This is a genomic window from Vibrio sp. HA2012, from assembly GCF_002812955.1.
In the GTDB taxonomy this organism is placed as follows: domain Bacteria; phylum Pseudomonadota; class Gammaproteobacteria; order Enterobacterales; family Vibrionaceae; genus Vibrio.
On the sequence record NZ_PFXK01000008.1, the window covers coordinates 88,170 to 107,619 of the forward strand.

Annotated in this window: 15 protein-coding genes; 6 read left to right on the forward strand and 9 right to left on the reverse strand. The window is 47.5% G+C overall.

All coding sequences use genetic code 11. The annotated features are described in order from the left end of the window. Nucleotides 1–6: 6 nt before the first annotated feature. The gene (smrB, locus tag CSW98_RS14585; RefSeq protein ID WP_100801210.1) at nt 7–537 is read left to right on the forward strand and encodes an endonuclease SmrB; all 531 of its coding nucleotides are present in this window, start codon (nt 7–9) and stop codon (nt 535–537) included. 15 nt (nt 538–552) lie between these two features. Here smrB and sixA read toward each other — a convergent pair whose 3' ends face one another. Next, on the reverse strand, nt 553–1,023 hold the full coding sequence (sixA, locus tag CSW98_RS14590) for a phosphohistidine phosphatase SixA (RefSeq protein WP_100801211.1): 471 nt from the start codon (nt 1,021–1,023) through the stop codon (nt 553–555). Nucleotides 1,024–1,346: 323 nt separating this feature from the next. Between sixA and CSW98_RS14595 the strand changes: the two genes are divergently transcribed. Beyond that, nucleotides 1,347–4,127, forward strand: coding sequence for an insulinase family protein (locus tag CSW98_RS14595; RefSeq protein WP_100801212.1), 2,781 nt, complete (start codon nt 1,347–1,349; stop codon nt 4,125–4,127). 441 nt (nt 4,128–4,568) lie between these two features. Then, on the forward strand, nt 4,569–5,834 hold the full coding sequence (locus CSW98_RS14600; RefSeq protein WP_100801213.1) for a RidA family protein: 1,266 nt from the start codon (nt 4,569–4,571) through the stop codon (nt 5,832–5,834). 239 nt (nt 5,835–6,073) lie between these two features. On the opposite strand, the gene fadJ is transcribed toward CSW98_RS14600, so the two are convergent. Together fadJ and fadI are read right to left on the reverse strand one after the other, a co-directional pair. Beyond that, nucleotides 6,074–8,182, reverse strand: a complete 2,109-nt coding sequence (gene fadJ, locus CSW98_RS14605) for a fatty acid oxidation complex subunit alpha FadJ (protein ID WP_100801214.1) — start codon at nt 8,180–8,182, stop codon at nt 6,074–6,076. Next, the gene (gene fadI / locus CSW98_RS14610) at nt 8,179–9,489 is read right to left on the reverse strand and encodes an acetyl-CoA C-acyltransferase FadI (protein ID WP_100801309.1); all 1,311 of its coding nucleotides are present in this window, start codon (nt 9,487–9,489) and stop codon (nt 8,179–8,181) included. Before fadI ends, fadJ begins: the two co-directional genes overlap by 4 nt. Nucleotides 9,490–10,036: 547 nt before the next feature. On the opposite strand from fadI, the gene CSW98_RS14620 reads away from it, so the two are divergent. After that, on the forward strand, nt 10,037–11,287 hold the full coding sequence (locus tag CSW98_RS14620) for an outer membrane protein transport protein (protein WP_100801216.1): 1,251 nt from the start codon (nt 10,037–10,039) through the stop codon (nt 11,285–11,287). Nucleotides 11,288–11,357: 70 nt separating this feature from the next. Here the strand turns inward: CSW98_RS14620 and rnd are convergent, their stop codons facing one another. From rnd to CSW98_RS14650, 6 genes are all read right to left on the reverse strand, one after another. After that, the gene (gene rnd / locus CSW98_RS14625; RefSeq protein ID WP_100801217.1) at nt 11,358–12,476 is read right to left on the reverse strand and encodes a ribonuclease D; all 1,119 of its coding nucleotides are present in this window, start codon (nt 12,474–12,476) and stop codon (nt 11,358–11,360) included. 100 nt (nt 12,477–12,576) lie between these two features. After that, nucleotides 12,577–14,265, reverse strand: a complete 1,689-nt coding sequence (gene fadD / locus CSW98_RS14630; protein WP_100801218.1) for a long-chain-fatty-acid--CoA ligase FadD — start codon at nt 14,263–14,265, stop codon at nt 12,577–12,579. A 154-nt stretch (nt 14,266–14,419) separates the two neighbouring features. Then, the gene (locus CSW98_RS14635) at nt 14,420–14,710 is read right to left on the reverse strand and encodes a chromosome partitioning protein ParA (protein WP_232733538.1); all 291 of its coding nucleotides are present in this window, start codon (nt 14,708–14,710) and stop codon (nt 14,420–14,422) included. Between the two features lie 48 nt (nt 14,711–14,758). Further along, nucleotides 14,759–15,460 (reverse strand): tRNA (adenosine(37)-N6)-threonylcarbamoyltransferase complex dimerization subunit type 1 TsaB, encoded by a 702-nt coding sequence (gene tsaB, locus CSW98_RS14640; protein ID WP_100801220.1) that lies wholly within the window; start codon nt 15,458–15,460, stop codon nt 14,759–14,761. 30 nt (nt 15,461–15,490) lie between these two features. After that, nucleotides 15,491–17,413 (reverse strand): DNA repair helicase YoaA, encoded by a 1,923-nt coding sequence (gene yoaA, locus CSW98_RS14645; RefSeq protein WP_100801310.1) that lies wholly within the window; start codon nt 17,411–17,413, stop codon nt 15,491–15,493. A gap of 193 nt (nt 17,414–17,606) precedes the next feature. Next, entirely contained in the window at nt 17,607–17,804 is a 198-nt protein-coding gene (locus tag CSW98_RS14650) for a hypothetical protein (RefSeq protein ID WP_100801221.1), read from the reverse strand. Between the two features lie 203 nt (nt 17,805–18,007). Between CSW98_RS14650 and purU the strand changes: the two genes are divergently transcribed. Further along, the gene (purU, locus tag CSW98_RS14655; protein WP_100801222.1) at nt 18,008–18,841 is read left to right on the forward strand and encodes a formyltetrahydrofolate deformylase; all 834 of its coding nucleotides are present in this window, start codon (nt 18,008–18,010) and stop codon (nt 18,839–18,841) included. A 158-nt stretch (nt 18,842–18,999) separates the two neighbouring features. Beyond that, a complete protein-coding gene (locus CSW98_RS14660) occupies nt 19,000–19,446 on the forward strand; it encodes a DUF2753 family protein (RefSeq protein WP_100801223.1) in 447 nt (148 codons plus the stop codon). Nucleotides 19,447–19,450 lie beyond the last annotated feature (4 nt).

The following is a 19,450-nucleotide window of genomic DNA, read 5'->3' on the forward strand; positions in this document are numbered from 1 at the left end:
ATACCAATGAACGACAAAGACAATAGCCTTCATGACGATTTTTCACTGTTTCAGAATGAGGTAAAGGGCGTAAAAAAGTTGCGTCAGGATACCATAATCCAGAAACCAAACAGAGATACTAAGCAAAAAGATGTCAGACGCTCCTTCCGGGAAGCCAAAGATAATGAATTTTTCTTCTCTGATGAGTTTGTTCCTCATCTGAATGAAGACGGTCCGGCACGCTATGCCAGAAGTGATGTATCCAAATTTGAGGTCAAACGTCTGCGACGTGGTGTGTATGTCCCGGACGTTTTTCTCGATATGCACGGTATGACCCAGCAGGAAGCCAAAGCTGAACTGGGAGCCATGATCGCTTATTGTGTCAGAGAAAATATTCACTGCGCCTGTGTGATGCATGGCATCGGCAAACATATTCTGAAAAAGAAAGTACCACTCTGGCTGGCACAGCACCCGGATGTGATGGCCTATCATCAGGCTCCGCTGGAATTCGGTGGCAACGGAGCTGTTCTGGTACTGATGTCAATACCGGAGAAATAGCGTTCAGAAAGGCAGCTATGGATGAATATGCCAGAGCATCTCCCCTTTGCGGCTTTGCGGATCGAACTCCACACACACCAGTCCGGACGTTGGGAACATTGGTGGCATCAACTCAGTAACGAACTGAGAGGTCAGATACCCCACCAGCGGAAGATGAGATACCAGCAAAACCGATTCCAGAGAACGGGCTTGTGCGAGAGCCGTCACATACTCAAATACATGTTCTGCGTTGCCGTACGGAGTAATATCGTCACAGATTTCCAGGCCATTGTCCTTCACGCTGAAAACTTCTGTTATCGCTTCCCATGTCTGCTGTGCCCGGATATAAGGGCTGACCAGTACGGCATCAAACTGACTGAACCCCTGCTCAGCACAAGCTCTGGCCACCGCAATTGATTCTGAACTTCCCCGTTTCGTCAGTTCCCGTTCAGCATCACTGGAAGCGATATGTCCCGCTTCACCGTGGCGCATGATGAATATTTTCATTCCTGAATCCTTCGTTACTTCTGTCTTTGTTGTATAACCCGAGTTGTATAACCTGAAAACTCTCAAGTAAGCAAACACTACTATACTTAGGTATATAAAACAGGTTAACTCTATTTAATCCTAATAGAATTAAATAGATAAATTAGCTCTTTTTGTTATGATAACCCTTGCGGTCAAAAGCAATCTGCCTGATTCTAAAGGCCATTCCGTATCCAGAGATCACCCCGGATACGCAAAACGCCAGAACCTGTTTTACGCAAGATTTACATCAATTGATGTTAGCAGCATCATAATTTTTATACCCTCTGATCTGGAGAATCCCCGTGCACCTGAGCCCGAATGACACGAACAATTACCGCTATGTCAAATTAAACAATGGGTTACGTGCACTCCTTGTTCAGGATCCATCTGCACAAAAATCCGCTGCCGCACTGGCTGTCAATGTCGGACATTTTGACGATCCGGAAAACCGGGAGGGTCTGGCACACTATCTTGAGCATATGCTTTTTCTCGGCACGGAAAAATACCCCAAAATTGGTGAATTTCAAAGTTTCGTGAGTCAACATGGCGGACATAACAACGCCTGGACAGGAACTGAGCACACTTGTTTCTTCTTCGATATCTCGCCAAGCAACTTTAAAGAAGCGCTGGATCACTTCAGCCAGTTCTTTATTGCCCCCCTGTTCAATGAAGAAGCTCTGGACAAAGAACGTCAGGCCGTTGATTCAGAATACCGCCTGAAACTTAAAGACGATATGCGCCGAATTTATCAGGTACACAAAGAGGTCATCAATCAGGCACACCCCTTTGCTAAATTCTCGGTCGGTAACCGGGATACGCTGGAAGACAGGAACGGTCAATCCATTCGGGAAGAAGTACTGGAATTCTACCGACAGAACTATTCTGCCGATCTAATGACTCTGGCCATTATCGACCCGCAGGATCTGGATACACTGGAAACGTTGGTCAACGACAAATTCGGCACGATCGCCAATCAGGAGCTAGCAGGAAAATCGCTGTCCGTTCCTTTTAGTTCAGAAAAAGAATCCGGCTTGCTGGTACAGATTCGCCCGGAAAAAGACACCCGTAAGCTGACTGTTTCCTTTGATCTGCCAAACATGGATGAATACTACAGCATCAAGCCCTTGTCCTACTTCGCCCACCTGCTGGGATATGAAGGGGAAGGCAGCCTGATGCTGTATCTGAAACAGCGCGGCTGGATTACCTCACTGGCCGCTGGTGGCGGAGTTAACGGCAGTAACTTCCGGGAATTTACCGTTAGTGTCAACTTAACCAATGACGGACTGACTGTTACCGACAAGATAATCCGCACGATTTTCCAGTACATTGACCTTATCCGTCATCAGGGCATGAACGAGTGGCGCTATAAAGAGAAAAAAGCGGTACTGGAATCGGCTTTCCGCTTTCAGGAAAAAGGCCGGGCACTGGATCTGGTCAGTCATCTGGTTATCAACCTGCAGCATTATGCTCAGGAAGATATTATTTACGGTGACTATAAAATGGCCGGCTATGATGAGGATTTGCTGCGTTCTATTATCGGCCATTTTACCCCGGAAAACAGCCGCGTCACTCTGATCGCCAAAGGGTTATGCTATAACCGAAAAGCAAAATGGTACGAAACCCCCTACTCCGTAACGCCGTTTACCCCACAGCAATTACTGTTGTGGCGGGATCTTGACCCGGAACCGGAACTGGCTCTGCCGGGAGAAAACCCGTTTATCTGCTATGATCTGGACCCTCAGCCTCTGGAAGGGGAAGCAGAGAAACCCGAGCTGATTGAAGATCTGCCGGGGTTCCGCCTCTGGCACCTGCAGGAAAAAGAATTTCATATTCCGAAAGGCGTGGTTTATGTTGCTATCGACAGCCCCCATGCAGTCTCAACACCCAGAAATATCGTCAAAATGCGTCTCTGTGTAGAGATGTTTTTAGACTCACTGACCAAGCGTACCTACCCGGCGGAAATTGCCGGTATGGGTTATAATATCTATGCCCATCAGGGAGGGATAACGCTAAGTATTTCCGGCTTCAGCCAGAAGCAGCCAGAGCTGCTGAAAATGATTCTGCAACGCTTTGCTGCACGTGAATTCGGTGAGCAGCGGTTTGATATCATCAAACAGCAGATGCTGAGAAACTGGCGCAATTCCGCTAAAGACCGTCCGATATCTCAGCTGTTTAACACTATGACCGGGATATTACAGCCAAATAACCCGCCCTATCCGACCCTGATTGAAGCACTGGAAACTATAGAGATGGATGAACTGTCCATCTTTGTGGAATCGCTACTAGCAGAACTGCATGTAGAGATGTTCGTATACGGTGACTGGACTCGGCAGCAGGCCGTTCTGGTTGGAAACACACTGAAAGATGCGTTGCGGGTTCAGGATCAGCAGTACGAGGAGTCACTGCGTCCGCTGATCATGCTGGGCGAAAATGCGACAACGTTCCAGCATGAAGTGTTCTGCAATCAGGACGATTCAGCGATTGTTCTCTATTATCAGTCACCCAATATTTCACCCCGCAGTACCGCACTATATACACTGGCAAACCATCTGATGTCGGCAACCTTCTTCCATGAAATCCGTACCAAGCAACAGTTGGGATATATGGTTGGTACTGGCAATATGCCGCTGAACCGCCATCCGGGACTGGTACTTTATGTGCAATCACCTAAAGCCGGTCCGGCGGATCTGCTGACAGCCATTGATGAGTTCCTGAATGCCTTTTATATGGTGCTGCTTGAACTTAACGAGTACCAGTGGCACAGCAGTAAACGCGGCCTGTGGCACCAGCTCTCAGCCCCGGACACCAATCTGCGCAGCCGTGCACAACGTTTATGGGTTTCTATCGGTAACAAGGATTATTCCTTCAGCCAACGGGAAGAGGTGCTTCAGGAACTAAAAACTCTTTCCAGAGCCGATATGATCCGCTTTGTGGTCAGCATCCTGAAACCCAGAACCGCAGACCGCCTGATCCTGCACTCTAAAGGCAACGCCCACCGGGATGATGAACCTCTGCGGGTAGGCAGTGAGATAGGCTCCGTAGAAGAGTTCCAGCTCTGGCCAAAAGATGTAGATCTGGGATAACAACTGGCATTCTGAGTTCGTTTGGATTGATGATCTTTCCGGCAAATTTATGCATCAATATCGATAGATTTAGCAAGACTCTGGCCTACTTTTATCTAGTTTGGCCAGTTTATTGTGATCCAACTATCAAATCTGAACTAAACTCAGCCGATCTGACAATCTATACTATGAAATTATATCCACTGTCGGTGAATTATTTTAAATAAAAGAAGTTATTTATCACTTATTCTTGATATATTTATGGATAATTAATCGTAAAATGACTATTTATTCTATCTTTTATCCCCTTCCAGTAAAATTAGACTTGAATATTCATCACATTTAAGACCTATAAATTAACTTACCATTGCGCCACTTTAATCATAATGAATTATTTATTTTAAATACCATTTATTAAATATAAATGTGTATTTTTAATAGTATAAAAAAGGATCATGAAACATGAATGGTATTATTAAAAACTCAAGAAATACAGGCTATGCTCCTGAAAGCTCTGTATCGACACAAACAGTGGCATTTTCTCACTACAACAACATTTCTGCACAGCTTCCTGTCGACCCTAAAACCGGTGCTATCGTTAAAGGTGGTGTTAAAAAGCAGACCGCTCAATGCTTAGAAAACATTAAAGCAATTATCGAAAGCATTAATCACACTATGACTGACGTGGTACGTATCAATGTATACATGAAAAACATCATGGATATCGATTCTATCGATGAAGTCTATTCTTCGTTCTTCCCTGGTTATTTCCCCACCCGTACAGCTCTTGCCGTGGCAGCACTTCCTATGGAAGGTGCTCTGGTACAGATAGATGCCGTGATCACTAACGGTGAAGGCTCTGGTACTCAGACACCTTGCGATTTAGTGAAATTAGTTCGCAATACTGAGGGGGCACCGGTAAGCTCCGTATCGGCACATTCGGTGGCTTTCTCTCACTACAACCACATTTCAGCTCAGCTTCCTGTTGATCCTAAAACTGGTAACATCGTCGTTGGCGGAGCAAAAGAGCAGACCATTCAGTGTCTAAAGAACATTAAAACGATCATGGAAGGCGTGGATGTTCCTTTCGATGATATTGTTAAAATCAATATCCATGTTCAAAGCCTTGATGACATAGAAGCAGTAAACGAAGCGTACACGACATTCTTTCCGGACTCTTCTATCGCAAGAACCGTAGGTTACATGCCCGCACGTTCAGTGGTTGCGGCTTCCGGTCTGCCAATGAACGCACGGGTACAAATCGATGCTACCGTTTCTCATGGTGACGGTACGCCACCACAAGCGGTTGAAGACAGACACGGTCTCGTGATTAAAGCAAACAACACAGATGCTGCACCTAAGAGCCCGTTATCTACCCAGACAGTTGCATTCTCTCACTACAACAACGTTTCAGCTCAGCTTCCTATTGATGCAGCAACAGGGACCGTTGTCGCTGGTGGTGCCAAAGTGCAGGCTGCACAATGTCTGAATAACATTCAGGCTATCGTTGAGAGTATCGGTCACGAAATGGATGATATCGTTAAGATCAACATACAACTTAAAGATATTACAGACCTTGATGCAGTAAACGAAATCTATCCGACTTTCTTTAAAGGTGATATGCCAGCAAGAACCGTGATCGGTGTTACGGAAATCCCAATGGGGGCATTAGTACAGATCGACGCTATTCTTTCTAACGGTGAAGGTACTCCACCAGAAGTCCGATAAATATTAAATAATGACGAACAGAATATTTATTTATTATTCGTCATTACTTATTTTTAATTAAGATTGGTTTTATTCATATTTTCTAATGAAATTAGGATAAACCCAGTCTTTTTATTATTCATTGTGAATTTTTAAGTGGCACAGTAAAAAGTCATTATTCGCTTTGATAAAAAACAACCCAGCCCTGAATAATTCAGTTCAAAAATATCTTCAGACACAGATTAATATTCTCTATAATATTAATAAAACCTGCGGTCTTCTTCCATACGGGAAAGTAAACCAGCACAGGGAGCGAAGCGGTTACCATACCGGTTCGCGTAGTCGTTCATCTTAGTCACCAGCTTTGCTATTCCGTATTGTTCCATGTAGCGGAAAGGGCCTCCGGTAAACGGCGGGAAGCCAATGCCGAAGATAACCCCTATATCTCCGTCTCTGGCACTGCGGATAATACCTTCATCCAGACAACGAACGGCTTCGTTCAGCATTGGGAACAGACAACGAAAGACGATTTCCCGTTCATTCAGTCCCGGCTGGGGAGATAGCTTCAGCAGACGATATACGCTCTTGTCCGGTACTTTTTTCTTTCCTTTGTAAAGATAGAAGCCACGACCGCTTTTTCTGCCTTTTCGCCCATCCTTCAGCATGGTCTCCAGAATATCCGGCCCCTGAAAACGCAAGCCGTATTCACTTACCAGCACAGGCATCATCTTCGCACCAATATCCATTCCGACCTCATCCAGCAGTGAAACTGGCCCGACAGGAAAGCCTCCATTAACCAGAGCCTTATCTATCACTTCCATCGGCACCCCTTCCAGCAGGATCCGTATCGCCTCATAAATATACGGCACCAGAATGCGGTTCACATAAAAACCGGCACGATCTTTTACTACAACCGGCGTTTTGCCCTGCTTACGGACAAAATCAACCACGGTGGCAATTGTCTGTGCCGAAGTACCATCATGGGGAATCACTTCGGCCAGAGACATTTTTTCCACCGGGCTAAAATAATGCACTCCGATAATGTTCTCTGGTCTGGCGGCTTTTTCCGCAATCTTCCGGATCGGCAACGACGATGTGTTACTGGCAAATATCGTCTCTCTGCCCGTGTGCTGTTCCGTTTCAGTAACCATCTGCTGCTTGAGCGACAAATCTTCAAAAACGGCTTCCAGCACGATATCGACCCGGTTAAAGCCGGTAAAGTCACAACCTCCGGACAATTGCAGCATTATTCTCTGCTGCTGTTGGGGCGTCATTCTTCCCCGCTGGCACGCTTGCGTCAGTAAACGGTGACTGTAGCGCATCGCATTCAGAACGCCATCATTAGTGATGTCTTTTATCCGTACAGAAACACCCGCTCTGACTGCACTAACATAAGCAATTCCTCCCCCCATCAGACCACCACCCAGTACACCGATAGCGGTAACAGGTTTAGGCGAAGCTTTTGAGCCGGTCTCTTTTTTCATCGCTGTTGTGGCAAAAAAGAGCGCACGCAGAGCCTTGGATTCCGGTGTTATCACCAGCTCAGAAAAATTCAGGATCTCATTATCCAGCCCTTTGCTGAGTCCATGCCTTAGTCCGAAATCGACTACACTGATGATCTTACCTATCGCCGGATAATTTCCCCTGGCTTTTTGCTGGGCTTTTTTCTCCGCCTGATCCAGAACCAGCCTGCGACCGACCCAGTTACGTGACAACAGATATTCTTTTACCGGTAACCGGCGTTTGGGTTTACGTTGCAGTGCGTATTGACGAGCAGTTTCCGGCAGAATACTTAGCGGAACCACAGCATCCGCCAGCCCCGTCTTACGGGCTTTAAGCGCCCGAACCGGGTTACCTGTCAGCAGCATATCCAGTGCTGGAATAAGACCAATCAGCCTCGGCAGACGTTGTGTCCCCCCCGCCCCGGGCAGAAGACCAAGTTGCACTTCCGGTAACCCCAGGCGGGTACTGTCTGCATTCGAACAAATGCGGTAATCACAGGCCAGAGAGAGTTCCAGCCCGCCCCCCAGACAGACACCATGAATGGCAGCGACGGTTGTAAACGGTAACCGGCTCAGACGGTTAAATACGCGGTGACCGGATTCCACCAGTTCTTTCGCTTCAGCTTCCGTCCGGCAAGCATCGATCATATGTACATCGGCTCCGGCAATAAAACTGTCTGCCTTACCGGAATAAATAATCAGTCCTTTCAGCTCTGCGACACACCGTTCCAGCTCCGTCAGGAGTTCACCCAACTGCTCTATGCTTTCCTGCCGGAGTATATTCATGCTCTCTGCTGGCACATCAACAACAAGCCAGGCGATATGTTCATCATCGATATTCAGAGTCAGCGGCTTATGCTTATTCATACCTCTCCCTCCAGCACTATGGCAGCCCCGATACCACCTGCAGCACAGGCTGTAGCCAGCGCCAGTCCACCGCCTCTGCGCTGCAGCTCTCTCAACGTCTGAACGATCATGCGGGCTCCGGTAGCCGCAAACGGATGCCCGTAGGCCAGAGAGCCACCCTGCACGTTAAATTTATCCATATCGATATCCCCCACTGGCCGGGAACGGCCTAATTGCTCCCGGGCAAACGTCTGACTGCCTAACTGCAGAATATTCACCAGCACCTGAGAAGCAAACGCCTCATGCATGTCAATTAAATCCAGGTCGGCAAGAGTGATACCCGCTCGATCCAGAGCCAGAGGTGTTGCGTACGCAGGGCCAAGCAGCATATCTTCCTGTACCTGATTGGCCGTAAATGCATAAGAACGGATATAGCCAAGCACACTCAGTCCGAGTTCTTTTGCCCGCCCCTCCCGCATCAGCAACATAGCCGCAGCCCCGTCAGTCAGAGGGGTACTGTTTCCGGCGGTTACCGTACCGGAATCACGGTCAAAAACCGGAGATAGTCTGGCATAATTGGCTAATTCTGAATCATGGCGAATATTGTTATCCTGCTCAATCCACTGCGTATAGGGTTCGGGAAAAGCCGTCATCACTTCATTCCGTATATTCCCTTCCCGCCATGCCTGCGCAGCCAGAGTATGTGAACGATGGGCAAAAGCATCCTGATCTGTACGGGATATCGCATACGATTTAGCCATCTGCTCTCCGGTCTGTCCCATAGACAGGCCGGTGGAATATTCTGCAATCGGAGGCGGAACCGGAAGAAGATCTGGAAAGGAAAGAGTTCGGAGAATGTTCAGGCGCTGCCAGAGCGTTCTGGCCCGGTGCAGATCCAACAAGGCAGAGGCCAGTTTTCGGGAGACGCCAACAGGAAGAACTGACGTAGAATCCACACCTCCGGCAATCCCGATATCGACAGTTCCGGACATAATACTTTCAGTAAGACTTACCGCAGCCTGAAAACTGGTGGCACAAGCACGTGTCACACTGTAAGCATCGGTAGTGACCGCCATCCCTGTGCCAAGTACAATCTCTCGGGCAATGTTAGGTGCTGCCGGCATCTGGATCACCTGTCCGAAGACCACTTGTTCGATCAGCCCAGCAGGAATATCACTCCGGGTCAGAAGTTCGTTAACCAGTGTCTTAGCCAAATCAACTGCCGGAACCTGCTTAAATGCGGTTCCCTGCCGGGCAAAAGGGGTTCTTAATCCGTTAACGACGGCTATCCTTTCTCCGCTCCGGGTTTTCACTTCCTGCTTCTGCATCATGTTAACTTCCGGTTTTTAATCGCTATACAGAAAACTATAGGCAAAAAAAAACCACACAAGTAATTGTGTGGTCGGAATTTCTATAAACCAATTAACTTACGCCAATTGAAAATAATCAGTTTCCTGATTAGGAGAAAGTAAAGTCAGCCTTCAAAAGGAAGTGTCATCTTGCTCAACAAAATTAACCCCAAAAGGTTAACTAGATGACAATGAGTACTATAACGATATGACAGCATATTATTTTGAAGTAGATCAATTTATCGTAACTTTAATTCTTTACGCCGCGAATAAAATCGCATAGACAAGAACACGGCGTTCGGCAAACCAGCCAAACACGATTAGAGCTATAACTCTAATTCAGGAAAATTAACTGCCATTTCCCGTATGATTACCACAAATTTGCAGATTTTCCCTTCAAACACCCCTGTGGTCGGATTTCTATCCCAAGTGATAACCACTACCATCAGCGCCCAACTGAGTAATAACTCAGATACAGAATTCATCTCCAGTAAAGAGAGCACCATCTCTCAAAAAGGTACAATCCATGAAAAAACCGTCTCTGTTTAAGAAATCGGTAATCGCAACTGTCGTGGCTCTGGCTTCTCAGCAAGCTATGGCTGCCGGCTTTCAGCTAAACTCTCAGTCCGCAACTGGCCTTGGCCGTGCATTTGCCGGTGATGCCGTTATCGCAGATAACGCTTCCGTTATGGCTAAAAATGCCGCTGCTATGGCATTGTTTGATGAGACGGCACTTTCACTGGGTGTAGTTTCTATTAAGACCCTGATTAAAGTAAAAGATGCGGAATATACTAACGCTACGGGCACAACAACATCTTCAGCCGATTATGATAGTGCAGGCAGTACTTCATATGCGCCAAACCTGCACCTGATTGTGCCACTTAACGAAAAATTCGCTGTTGGTATTAATGCCTATACAAACTTTGGCACCAAAACCGAATTTAATGACAGCTACGTAGCGGGTGAATTCGGTGGTACTACCGATATAAAAAGTATCAACTTTGGCCTAGCCGGTTCGTACCGGATCGATGAGCAGTGGAGTCTTGGTGCCGGACTGGATATTATCTACGGTCAGGGGAAAATGCAGAGAGCCACTGCCAGCGGTGCAAAGCTACTGGATATCGATGCTGATGGCTGGGGTGTCGGTTTCAACCTGGGCACAGTTTATGAAATGGATGATAATAACCGTTTTGGTTTGGCATACCATTATAGTCCTGAACTCAAAGTTAAAGGCGATGTGTACCGAAGCGGAGTGACCTATGACGACGATACTCTGACTCTTCCGCTACCGGATATCTGGGAATTGTCTGGTTATCACCGTCTCGAGGACAGTAAATTTGCCGTACATTACAGTGTACAGTGGATCGGCTGGAATACCTTTGACACACTAAAAGCTAAAGATGCCGGAACAATTAAAACCTATGAGTGGCAAAATGGAATGCACTACTCTATTGGTACAACCTATTACCTGAATAATGACTGGACACTGCGTGCCGGTTATATGTATGACACCAGTGCTCAGGATGAGATCACTTCAATTTCAGTACCAGATTCAGACCGTAACTGGTTCTCAGCAGGTTTTACCTATAATCTGACTGCAAAATCTAATATCGACTTCGGCTTTACCTATCTGCTGGGTGAAGATGTTGATGTTACAGAATCTCAAGATTTTTCAGCTGCTTATGGTGCAGCAGCAGGCACATATGTCAGCCATCTTAACGCCACCACTCACGCCGATGCTATTCTGATCGGTCTGCAGTACAGCCAAACATTCTAAACCGGTTTATTATCTGCTTATTCAAAAAGAGCCGTTACTGCGGCTCTTTTTATTTTCGGCTAATGCCGGACTACTTTATCAGACCATCCAGCTTATTACCCAACAGTTCTTTACGCCAGCCCTGCATCACGTCCGGCAGTCGTTCCGGATTGCGTTCTTTCTTCCATACCCAGCTTAAAAACTGGTTCAACTGTTTTTTGGATGCCAGAAACTCCGTTGCCAGCCCACTGGCCTGTGACGCCTTTTTCACTTCATCCTTTAACAGCTTAAATTGCTGCTTATAACCGGGATAGTCCATCAGGCGGTCAATACTCTCCGGCCACTCTTCTTTAGAGAGCTTTTGTGCCTGCCTGACCATAGCCACAATGCGCTCACCATGACGACGAATCGCCCGGATATCAAATCCTTCCTGCTCCATCTGCTTCAAGCTGGTGATCCCGTAGCGGGCAACCGTCCAGAGATCCTGCTCCTTAAAAACAAAGTTCAGAGCCAGATCCCGGCGTAAAGCTTCTTTTACCCGCCAAGTTGCCAGCGTTTTCAGGATTGCAAGCTGTTCCGGTTTTAGCTGCCATGCCCCCTTGATATCCAGATAAGCCAGTTCAGGGTCTGTCGTTTCTCCCCGCTTAGCCACCGTCAGTTCCGATTCCTGCACAACCGCCTCCCACCAGCCGGCAGAAGAAACCTGTTGCTGCAACTGTTCGAACAACGGAGCAAGATAAAATACATCCGCCGCTGCGTATTCCAGTTGCCGCTCAGAAAGTGGACGAGCCAGCCAATCAGCACGGGACTCACTTTTATCCAGCTCAATCCCCTGATATTCACTGACCAGTGCGGCAAACCCGGTCGACAAACCATGCCCCAGAAATGCAGCCATCAACTGAGTGTCTACCATAGGAAACGGCACACAACCAAATGAATGGCGAAACACTTCCAGATCTTCTCCACAGGCATGCAGCACTTTCAGTACGGCACCATCGCGCAACAAATCAGCAAAAGCACTCATATCTTCAATAGCAAGAGGATCGATAAGCGAAAGACGTTCACCATCAAATAACTGGATCAGTCCCAACTGAGGATAGTAGGTACGGGTACGGACAAACTCGGTATCAAGCATGACCGCTTCTGCCTCCCGGGCAGAGCGACAAACGTGTTCCAGACCGGAAACGGTATCAATTATCTGGTACTTCACAGGGTTCCCATTCAACGGAAAATTAAAATAACAATGCCGGCTGTTTTGCCGGCATATGCGTGTTCAGACTTATTCTTGGCAGAAACTGTATCTGAGTATATCAGGAATTCACTCCTGGTTTCGCTTCAGTTTCTTCACGAAGTGCTCTGCGTATAATTTTACCGACATTACTTTTCGGCAGTTCATCACGAAATTCAATCACTTTCGGTATCTTATACCCAGTAAGATACTGACGACAATGGGTAATAATTTCATGGCTGGTCAGACTGGGATCCCGCCGGACCACATACAGTTTTACCACTTCACCTGTCACTTCATGCGGTTCGCCGACAGCAGCAACTTCCAGCACCTTACCGTGCAAAGAGACCACATCTTCAATCTCATTCGGATAGACATTAAATCCGGACACCAGAATCATATCTTTTTTTCGATCCACCAGATAGATAAAACCCTGTTCATCAAAACGGACAATATCCCCGGTGGACAGCCAGCCCTCAGCATCCGGCACACCGGAAGAGGCATCGCCATGCTGCCAGTATCCCTGCATTACCTGCGGGCCTCTGACCTGCAGTTCGCCAGTCTGATCATAAGGCAAAACCCGACCCGCTTCGTCAACGATACGCACTTCAGTCGAACAGACCGGCAGGCCGACAGAACCGTTATACTCAGGCAGATTGTATGGGTTCACGGCAACCAGCGGCGAACATTCCGTCAAACCATAACCTTCCAGAACAGGAATGCCTGTTACTTTTTTCCAGCGCTCCGCTACGCCCTGATGCACTGCCATACCACCGCCAATCGTCAGATTAAAGCTGCTAAAATCCAGTTCATGGAAATTGTCATCATTCAGCAGAGCATTAAACAGAGTATTCACACCGATCAGCACAGAAAACGGATATTTCTGCAGCTCCCGGATAAATCCGGGAATATCCCTCGGATTGGTGATCAACAGATTCTGCCCTCCCATCTCAATAAACAGCAGACAGTTTACCGTCAGAGCAAAAACATGATAAAGCGGCAGAGCCGTTACAATCAGCTCACGCCCGGCTTTCAGCGCTGGTGCGTAAACCCCTTTGGACTGCATCACGTTGGCAACCATATTCCGGTGGGTAAGCACTGCGCCTTTTGCCACCCCGGTTGTGCCTCCGGTGTACTGCAGAAAGGCAATATCATCCCCAGCAATATAAGGTTTTACGTACTGCTGACGCCGCCCCCTGCGTAGCGCCTTACGAAACGAAACGGCTCCCGGCAGGTGATATTTAGGCACCATGCCTTTGACGTATTTCACAACAAAGTCCACGGCCGTACCCTTGGCTCTCGGCAGCATCTGCCCAATGCTGGTGAGAACGACATGTCTGACGGGAGTGTTGGCAACGATCTGTTCCAGGGTATGTGCAAAACTGGAAACAATCACAATGGTACTGACATCAGCATCGATCAATTGATGCTCCAGCTCGCGTGGGGTATAGAGCGGATTAACGTTAACCGCGATCATACCCGCCCGCAGAATACCAAACAGTGCCACCGGATATTGCAGCAGATTCGGCATCATCAAAGCAACGCGGTCGCCTTTTTTCAGTTTCAGTTCATTTTGCAGATAAGCCGCGAAAGCCCGGCTGCGTTCTTCCAGCTTACGGAAAGTCATCACTGCCCCCATATTCACAAAGGCAGGCTGATCAGCGTATTTGCGTATGGATTCTTCAAACATGTCAACCAGTGACGGGTAGGCGTCCGGATTAATGGTTTCAGGTACATCTTCCGGATAAGAAGCTAGCCACGGTTTATCCACTCTACAACTCCTGATATTAGCTGAATTTTACATATGAGTAAGATTCCGGATACCGATCCGGAACCATTCGTCAGGGCGGAAAACTATACCAAGTCAAGGTCGGATCACCAAGAGAATATCGGGGAAAATAGCAGGAAAAGGGAGGAAACAACGGCTAAATAAAAAGATTCACACCGACAAGTTGCGACAGTTCTTCTTTCCGGGCCTGATTAAATATGTTCATATACTCCTGCATGGCTCTTCTGGAATGCCCTTCCGGCAGATCGTACTGAACCCTTGCTCTCTCAATATCGGCTTCATCCGCACGACGGATAGAGTGAGAAACAGCACGGGCAAGCTGGGTAGGCTGAGCAGCCTCCCCAGAGTTATTTTCCTGTCTGACACCCGGCCGACGGTTCGGCTTTCCGGCCTGAGAAACCGCGCTGGTGTTAATGCCGTTAATCATTACCATTACTGTTCGTCACTATTGTCAGTATATTGTATTCCTGACCCTTTATTCCCGTCCGGGCAGTTTTTTCCATGCGACGTTATCACGCAGATAGACTGGTGAAGCCTCTTCCGGAGCCACTGTATTTCCGGCCGCCAGTGCCTGCTCTGCCAACACGACAATATCCTCAGCCTCAGGGAACAGAACCTCTGTCGGCTCCCGCTTTATCACCAGACCGGATAATGCTTCCTGATACGCATCCCACCCGGTTCCGGCCTGAGCCCAGACAGGCTCATCTGCAGCAACACTAACACATAAGGCCTGCGGCGGAATAACGCACTCTTCATCGACCACCTGCCACGCGCCATTTTCCTGACGCACAAAACGCGCCCAGTACACCTCACTCATCCGGGCGTCAATGGCACAGGCTGCGTGGGTTTTACCGTATTGTCTGTATATTGCCTGAGCCATTGCCGCTAGTGTAGAAATGCCAATCAGCGGGATACCAGCTCCGAATGCTAACCCCTGTGCAATACCGGTGCCAATTCGTACACCGGTAAAACTACCAGGACCCTGACCGAATGCCAGAGCATCCAGTTCAGACAGTGTCAAACCCGCTTCCTGCAGCACTTCTTCCACCATTGGGAGAATTTTGCTTGCATGACCCCGTGGGGAAATTTCACTGCGGGAGTAAATGGTTCCATTGTGTAACAGAGCAACAGAACAATTTTCTGTCGCCGTATCCAGAGCAAGAATCTTTGCGCTCATTAACGCCTCAATCGGTTAGTAAATTATTGACTACAGCCCGTCAGATATCTGATGCAGAAATGCCGATACCTTAGTTAAATCGCGGGTGCGGGGGATGGGAGGAAGACTTTGCAGAAATACGCCACCGTATTCCCGTGTTACCAGACGATTATCACAGATAATCAGCACACCTTTATCATTTTCATCCCGGATCAGACGCCCGACACCCTGCTTCAGGGTGATCACAGCTTCTGGCATCTGAACCTGAATAAAAGGATCCCCCCCCCTTAAACGACAATCCTCAATCCGGGCTTTCAACAGAGGATCATCCGGAGCCGTAAAGGGTAATTTGTCGATGATAACACAGCTTAAGGCATCACCTCTAACATCAATGCCTTCCCAGAAAGCACCGGTTGCCACCAGAAGCGCATTTCCCAACTGCATAAATTCAGCCAGCAATTTCTGCTTACTGGTTTCTCCCTGCATCAGAACCGGAAGATCCAGTGTTTCGCGGAACCGCTCTGCCAGATCACGCATCATTGCATGGGAAGTACAGAGAAAAAAACAGCGCCCCCGGTTCTGCATGATCACAGGTGAAAGCATACTGACCAGCTTTTCAGCCATTCCGGGACTATTAGGCTCCGGCAGGTATCGAGGGACACAAAGACGAGCCTGACGAGCATAATCAAATGGACTCGGCAGAGAAAACTGTTCTTTAGGATCCAGCCCCAGACGATAGGTGAAGTGAGCAAAATTTCCAGACACCGCCAGTGTCGCAGAGGTAAAAATCCACGCCCCTTGCTTTTGCTGTACCTGTTCGCGGAACTTATCCGCGACAGAAAGCGGGGTAATGTGCAGGCTAAAATGGCGCGGCGTCGTATCAAACCAGTAGGAATAGCCGGTAACCGACACATCGCACACCCGCTCAATCCGAGAGCGAATCGTACTGGCCCGCTCAAATGCAGCATCCAGTAGCTGACTGCGTCCCAACGCCAGTTTCAGTACATCTGTCGCCAGTTCCAGCGCATCTTTAACCCGAACGACCTCACGCACGATAGCATCAGATTGCAGAGCTTCGCGCCAGTTTCCCCGGAAACCGGAATCTCCCAGAATTATGCGCAAATCCATCGCCGATTGTACTAGCCGCTCTGCCACTTTCTGCAACTGACGCATATCCCGGGCTTCCGTCCGGTAACCGATCTCGACATCTTTTGCCAGCTCCTGTATCTGCCGGCTGGAAACCGACTGACCGAAATACTGGCTGGCGATATCCGGAAGCTGGTGTGCCTCGTCAAATATAAATACATCCGCTTCCGGGATTAATTCACCAAAGCCGGTTTCCTTAATTGCCAGATCAGCCAGAAACAGATGGTGATTCACCACCACCACATCGGCTTCCAGTGCCTTCCTGCGGGCTTTCAACACAAAACAGTCCTGATAACTCGGGCAGTCTTTGCCCAGACAGTTATCATTATTTGAAGTAATAGCGGGAATAACCGGGCTGTCTTCAGCAATTTCATCACAGTCGCCCAGATCCCCGGTTCGGGTTTCCGATGACCAACTGCGGACTTTTATCAGTTGTGACAGCAGCGTGGGATCCGCTTCATTAGTATGACTTTCCACCATATGACGGCTCAGACGATCCAGACACAAATAATTGGAACGTCCTTTTAACAGAGCAACCTGACCGTAAAAACCCAGAGCATCGACCATCAGAGGGAGATCTCGGTGAAACAACTGTTCCTGCAGGTTTTTTGAACCTGTGCTGATAATGATTTTCTTACCGCTCAGAAGTGCAGGCACCAGATAAGCGAAGGTTTTACCGGTTCCGGTTCCGGCTTCAACCACAAGCTGCGACTGCTCACGGATGGCTTTCTCCACCGCAACCGCCATATCCAACTGAGCCTGTCTTGGCTGGAAACCGGGAATTGCCCGTCCCAGAGCACCATCTGCAGAAAAAGTTTTACAAATCATAACCGGTATAGAACAGAAAAAGATGCCAGGAGTATACCCTAAATAGGCATAGGGTGATGGAGTAAATAAAACGGTGCGAGCCTGCATCTTCAGACCCGCACCGTGAATTCTGTTTATTGCTTAACCGAAATATTGCTTAACCGAAATATTGCTTAACCAAAAGTTACTCAGGTACTGGCTCAATCCTCTCCAATTATTTTCTGTTCAGATATCTGGATAACCATGCCGGGCCTTCAAAGCTCTTTCCATCATCTAAAATTGATTTCGCAGCTTCTGCCGGTGTTGCTTTGCTTTCCCATAACTCGGTCAGCACGCTTTCATCCACGTCATGGCCGACCAATTCACTCACTCTTTCCACGTATAATTTACGTGCTAACAGATCCCGATCCATACACTTTACCTCACAACTTGTGTGTATCTGTTCAACTCAGACCTCATCAGTGTAATAATTGGTTTGAAGCATATTTGTTGAACTCGACTTCATAATAGATTAATTATAAGGGTCAGATTGAGGCTTAGCTCACCCTTTCACTATTAGTGAGCCGCAGAAAATATTTTTACAAAATAAAATAATTATTCACGGAAGTAGACCGAATGGAAAAGAAAACTTTGCTTACCCACTGCAGTGACGCACCGGGTCTGATAGCAAAAATAACCAACATCTGTTACAAGCATCAGCTGAACATTATTCATAATAATGAATTTGTGGATAACGCCAGCGGGCATTTCTTTATGCGTACTGAATTAGAAGGAATTTTTAATGACGAAACCTTCCTTCAGGACCTGGATCAGGCACTGCCTCAGCATGCAAAACGCCGACTAGTGAGCTCCTCACGAAAAAAAGTCGTTATTCTGGTAACCAAAGAAGCTCACTGCCTGGGTGACATTCTGATCAAAGCTTATGACGGCAGTCTGGATATCGATATCGCTGCCGTTATAGGTAACTATGACAAACTGCAGGGGCTGACTGAGAAATTTGATATTCCGTATCATTTCGTGTCACACGAAGGTCTATCCCGCGAAGAGCATGAAGCGAAAATGCTGGAAGTTATCGACCAGTATCAGGCGGATTATGTTGTGCTGGCAAAATATATGCGGGTACTGACTTCGGGGTTTGTCGAGCGCTACCATCACCGTATTCTTAACATCCACCACAGCTTTCTGCCGGCTTTTATCGGTGCTAAACCGTATCAACAAGCCTATGACCGTGGTGTAAAAATCATTGGAGCAACGGCTCACTTTGTCACCAATGATCTAGATGAAGGACCTATCATCAAGCAGGACGTAATTCCGGTTGACCATAATTTCAGTGCAACGGATATGGCTCAAGCCGGACGCGATGTAGAGAAAAACGTACTGAGCAAAGCTCTGAATAAAGTGGTCAACGACCATGTATTCGTGCACGGCAATAAGACGGTTATTTTATAACTGCTATTGCTTGAATACACACACGAAAGCAGCCAGCATGATGGCTGCTTTTTTATTGCAGATAACTGCCGATATATTTACAAAGTAAACACTTTACTTGCAAATAATTATCATTTAGCATCCGGATATCAGGGATAACTAACAAATGGAATAGAACAATGACTACCCTTCCAGACATACATCAATGGGAAAAACATACACTGCTGGCCGATCAGGCTATGGCGGAAAAAGATTACTCACGCGGTATACTGCACTATCAGCAAGCACTCAATGTCTGCGATCAATTAAGTGAAACACTAGACGATTTGGATGAGTTAATCACAATCAGTGTTATTTCATGCCACAACCTGGCAAACTTCTGGCGAGTCAGTGGCGATCCTGAGTTCGAACTGAAATATCTGCAGTTAGCATCAGAAAAAATCCTGACATTGGTTCCTCAATGTCCGAATCATCAGTGCGATGCTTTTATTGATTCGCTCGGATGCTGTAAAAAAGCGTTGATCCACTTTATCAAGCGCCACCCAAATCCAAATGTTGCCCGTTTAGTGCAGAATCTGGATTGCGCCAGCAATTGTGAGATTATTGCCAAATTCAAACTAAACTGAGCGG